Origin of the sequence: Pricia sp. (assembly GCF_041745955.1) — a bacterium.
Taxonomy (GTDB): Bacteria; Bacteroidota; Bacteroidia; order Flavobacteriales; family Flavobacteriaceae; genus Pricia.
On sequence record NZ_JBGTHY010000362.1, the window covers coordinates 1 to 4,720 of the forward strand.

Annotated in this window: 6 protein-coding genes; 1 reads left to right on the plus strand and 5 read right to left on the minus strand. The window is 43.9% G+C overall.

Features of this window, described 5'->3' with window-relative positions:
- Positions 1–204: HAD family hydrolase (locus ACEW8S_RS13455; protein ID WP_373518659.1), on the minus strand; the 204-nt coding region annotated here is incomplete at its 3' end.
- 134 nt (positions 205–338) lie between these two features.
- Here ACEW8S_RS13455 and ACEW8S_RS13460 point away from each other — a divergent pair.
- The gene (locus ACEW8S_RS13460; protein ID WP_373518660.1) at positions 339–761 is read left to right on the plus strand and encodes a secondary thiamine-phosphate synthase enzyme YjbQ; all 423 of its coding nucleotides are present in this window, start codon (positions 339–341) and stop codon (positions 759–761) included.
- Between the two features lie 103 nt (positions 762–864).
- Here the strand turns inward: ACEW8S_RS13460 and rplT are convergent, their stop codons facing one another.
- The 4 genes from rplT to thrS all read right to left on the minus strand — a co-directional run bounded on the left by rplT (position 865) and on the right by thrS (position 4,263).
- Positions 865–1,209: a 50S ribosomal protein L20 gene (gene rplT, locus ACEW8S_RS13465; RefSeq protein ID WP_373518661.1), complete on the minus strand. Its 345-nt coding sequence runs from the start codon at positions 1,207–1,209 to the stop codon at positions 865–867.
- A gap of 145 nt (positions 1,210–1,354) precedes the next feature.
- The gene (gene rpmI, locus ACEW8S_RS13470; RefSeq protein ID WP_373518662.1) at positions 1,355–1,552 is read right to left on the minus strand and encodes a 50S ribosomal protein L35; all 198 of its coding nucleotides are present in this window, start codon (positions 1,550–1,552) and stop codon (positions 1,355–1,357) included.
- 184 nt (positions 1,553–1,736) lie between these two features.
- On the minus strand, positions 1,737–2,285 hold the full coding sequence (gene infC, locus ACEW8S_RS13475; RefSeq protein WP_373518664.1) for a translation initiation factor IF-3: 549 nt from the start codon (positions 2,283–2,285) through the stop codon (positions 1,737–1,739).
- Between the two features lie 34 nt (positions 2,286–2,319).
- Positions 2,320–4,263: a threonine--tRNA ligase gene (gene thrS, locus ACEW8S_RS13480; RefSeq protein WP_373518663.1), complete on the minus strand. Its 1,944-nt coding sequence runs from the start codon at positions 4,261–4,263 to the stop codon at positions 2,320–2,322.
- Between the last annotated feature and the right edge of the window lie 457 nt (positions 4,264–4,720).

The window sequence follows — 4,720 nt, forward strand, 5'->3', positions numbered from 1 at the left end:
GGCAATGACGGTAATATCGTTTTTAATGCTGGCCAATTTATCGACTATACTTTGATATTGCCGTCCGCTGGCCGCTACAAATAGAATGTCACGTTCTTTCAGTTTTTGAAAAATTTCGAGAAAGCGGTCGCTTACTTCGTGATCGGAATTAAGTAAAGTTCCGTCCATATCCGTGACGACCATTTTTATTCGCGATAGATCCATGATATTCAATTTAAACGGGCAAAGGTATCCCTTCAAAATGAAATTAGGCAATGCATGGTAAAAGTTTTAGTTTTATTCGTTAATTCGTAACTGGCAACATCATATTGCATTCGTTCGGACGAAATAAATTCCCTATGAAATTCTATCAAAAAGAACTACACTTACCGGCCCATAAACGCGGTTTTCATTTGATAACCGATACGATCGAGGATTCTTTGACCGAAATACGGGACATAAATACTGGTATGCTGCAGGTATTCATCAAACATACCTCGGCAAGCCTGACCATCAACGAAAATGCCGACCCTACGGTGCGCAGCGATTTTGAGAGCCATATCAACATTATGGTTCCGGAAAATGCATCATATTACGTACACGACTATGAAGGTCCCGATGATATGCCGGCGCACATCAAAGCTTCGTTGATGGGTGCATCGGTGCAGGTTCCGATTACAAACGGCAAATTGAATTTGGGGATATGGCAGGGAATTTATCTCTGTGAGCATCGCAATCATGGCACCGGTAGAAAGTTGGTGCTTACGGCCTTCGGGACATAAAAAAAATCCGATGGGTAAATTTACCCATCGGATTTTTTATAGTGGCTCTCCGACTGACTGCCCCACTTTATCATTCATGCAGGCGGTCAGGGTACCATTTTAGTTATTTTACTTTATCAACAAGGGCCTTGAAAGCCTCCGGATGGTTCATGGCCAAATCGGCCAACACCTTTCGGTTCAGCTCGATACCCTTGGCCTTCATCCCTCCCATGAATTGGGAATAGGACATACCGTGTTGGCGTGCACCGGCATTGATACGGGTAATCCACAAGGCGCGGAACGTCCGTTTTTTGTTTCTTCTATCGCGATAAGCATATAACATTGCTTTCTCTACCGCATTTTTGGCAACCGTCCAAACGTTTTTACGTCGTCCGAAATACCCTTTGGCCTGCTTCATCACCTTTTTTCTTCTAGCGCGTGAAGCAACTGCATTTACTGATCTTGGCATACTTTTAATTTGTTTTTGTAGTAGGCGGCCATCTTTTGTTAAAACTCCCGACCCTATCTGATGGCAGGTCCAAACTCTTAACCGATAACTCTTTTTAGCCCAACTCCATGGTTAATACATTCCCTTTTTCAATTAAACCCAACACTTATTTCAGGCACAATTGATTTTTAATGTTCGCTTCGTCCGCTTTGTGAACCAGCGTGCTATGCGTTAATTTAAGCTTACGCTTTTTAGACTTCTTTGTAAGAATGTGGCTCTTAAAAGCGTGCTTTCTCTTGATTTTTCCCGTACCGGTCAGCTTAAAACGCTTTTTGGCACTGGATTTTGTTTTCTGTTTCGGCATTTTTCCTATTTATATTAATCTCACTTATTAAACTCAATTTCTCTGTAGCCCCAAAAGCGTGCGAAGAATAGCAGGATTATACTCCCTCCGAATTTTCAGCATCTCTTTTCAGATGGATCAAGCCCTATGAAGAGGGCTTGGTTTTAGTCGGATTATGGCAAAATTGATTGATAATCAGTAATCCCTATTTCTTGTTCTTGGGCGCAATGAACATAGTCATTCGCTTTCCTTCCAGTCGCGGCAATTGCTCTACTTTTCCAAACTCTTCCAACTCTTGGGCCAGCTTTAAAAGCAGTATTTCACCTTTATCCTTGTAAACAATGGAACGACCTTTAAAGAAAACATAAGCCTTTAATTTGGCACCGTCTTTCAAAAACCCTTCCGCATGTCTTTTCTTAAACTCGTAATCGTGATCATCTGTGTTGGGCCCAAAACGTATTTCCTTTACGGTTACTTTCGACGCTTTGGCTTTCATCGCCTTTTCCCGTTTCTTTTGCTCATACAGAAACTTCTTGTAGTCCATGATTTTGACTACGGGCGGCTTGGCATCCGGTGAAATTTCCACCAGGTCGAGTCCCAACTCGACGGACTTGTCCAATGCTTCACGTATGGGTATAACACCAGGTTCGACATTGTCGCCTACTAATCGTACCTCTGGCGCCAATATTTTTCTATTGATTTTATGCGGGTTCTTGTTTTCCCTTCTAGGTTGGGGCCTAAATCTTTTTCGTATTGCTATGACTTCTACTTTTTAGTTAAACTTTAAATTACACAAACGACTTTAAGGTACTATTTATTTCCGTAGCAACCAAGTCCGTAAACTGTTTTATTGAAATGGATCCCAAATCTTCGCCCCCGTGTCGGCGTACGGAAATCGCGTTCGCTTCCTCTTCATTTTCGCCTACAACGAGCATGAAAGGAATTTTGTTCATTTCAGCTTCCCGTATTTTTTTACCAACGGTTTCGTTTCTAGCATCAATTTGGGCGCGAATTTCGTTATTTTCCAAGGAACTTAAAACTTTTTCGGCATATTTTTCATGTTTCTCGCTCACGGGCAGTACGATAGCCTGTTCGGGAATCAGCCATAGCGGGAAATTTCCGGCCGTATGTTCCAAGAGCAGGGCGATAAAACGCTCCATGCTTCCGAAGGGCGCACGATGGATCATGACCGGCCGGTGCAGCTCGTTGTCACTGCCTTTGTAGGTAAGGTCGAAGCGTTCGGGTAAATTGTAATCTACCTGAATAGTGCCTAACTGCCATTGCCTTCCCAAGGCATCCTTGACCATAAAATCCAGCTTCGGGCCGTAAAAGGCGGCCTCTCCTTTTTCAATGACGAAATCCAATCCTTTCTCGGTAGCCGCGTTGATGATCGCGTTTTCGGCCTTTTCCCAATTATTAACCGAACCAATATATTTTTCAGGGGTTTCGAGGTCCCGAACGGAAACTTGCGCCGTGAAGTTATCGAAGCCCAAACTTCCGAGTACATATAATGATAGGTCGATAACGTTCTTGAATTCCTGATCAAGCTGTTCAGGGGTACAGAAAATATGGGCGTCGTCCTGCGTAAATCCACGAACCCGGGTGAGCCCGTGAAGTTCGCCGCTCTGCTCGTACCGGTATACCGTTCCGAATTCCGCATAACGCTTCGGCAGTTCGCGATAGCTGAAAGGTCGGGTGTTATAGATTTCGCAGTGATGCGGACAGTTCATTGGTTTGAGCAAAAACTCCTCGTCCTCTTTCGGGGTACGTATGGGCTGAAAACTATCGGCACCATATTTTTCATAATGTCCGGAAGTAACATAAAGTTCCTTTGATCCGATATGTGGGGTTACGACCATTTCGTAGCCCGCTTTTTTCTGTGCTTTTTTGAGAAACTGCTCCAAACGTTCGCGCAAGGCCGCACCTTTAGGCAACCATAGTGGAAGCCCTTGCCCCACCTTTTGTGAAAAAGTGAACAGTCCAAGGTCCTTGCCCAATTTCCGGTGATCGCGTTTTTTGGCCTCCTCGAGCATTTCGAGATATACTGTCAGTTCCTTTTGTTTCGGAAAAGATATGCCGTACACACGTGTAAGTTGCGGCTTGTTTTCGTCACCGCGCCAATAAGCCCCGGCCACGTTCAATATTTTAATCGCCTTGACAATACCGGTATTGGGAATATGCCCCCCGCGGCACAGGTCGGTAAACGTATCGTGATCGCAGAAAGTAATCGTGCCGTCCTCCAAATTCTCGATAAGCTCTACCTTATATTCGTTCCCTTGTGCCTTATATGAGGATAGGGCGTCCGCCTTCGAAACAGGATGCATTTTAAAGTCGTGCTTGCCACGCGCAATTTCAAGCGCCTTTTTTTCGATGGCCGGAAAATCCTTCTCGGAAATCGTATCGGCCCCAAAATCCACATCGTAATAAAAGCCGTTCTCGATCGCCGGCCCGATAGTCAGTTTTATCCCCGGATACAGTTCCTCCAAAGCCTGGGCGACAATGTGCGAAGTAGAATGCCAGAAAGCTTTTTTCCCCTCCTTATCGTTCCAAGTATAGAGTATTAGGTTACCGTTTTCGTTCAGCGGGGCAACACTTTCCACTACGGTATCGTTGAATTTGGCCGAAATAACGTTACGCGCCAGACCCGCGCTGATGCTATTGGCGACATCCATCGGTGTGCTTCCCTTCGCAAATTCCTTTACAGTACCATCGGGTAAGGTGATTTTGATCATTCCAGTTTTTTTAAGATGCCAAAGATAGCAATCCGTGTTCAGGCGTACAACCTTAAATTATGCGTGCCTATTGACCGTGAAATGGGGATTTATATATAAGGATAAAATGTTTTTATGTAATTGGATATTGAGATGGGTATGTAATCAGTATAATAGGATGAAAAAAAAGGATAGAATTCTTTGCACAAAAGGACAAATTATAGTATTTTTAATGCCCCTTAAATTTCAAGGATGTTGTAAAGCACTAGTAAATAAGGGATTGAAAGGAAGATGTGAAAAAACATCAAAAAATATCTTTGTTTGTATTTTTTATTCGAAAAACCCCCTTATATTTGCACCCGCTTTGAGGGACAGATGGGCGACCATCGGAACCTTGGGGGCGTAAAAAAGGAAAAGTTCATTGACATACTGTGGAGATAATAACGACCGTCGGCCGAAAGGCCGGCGGAAGGAACCA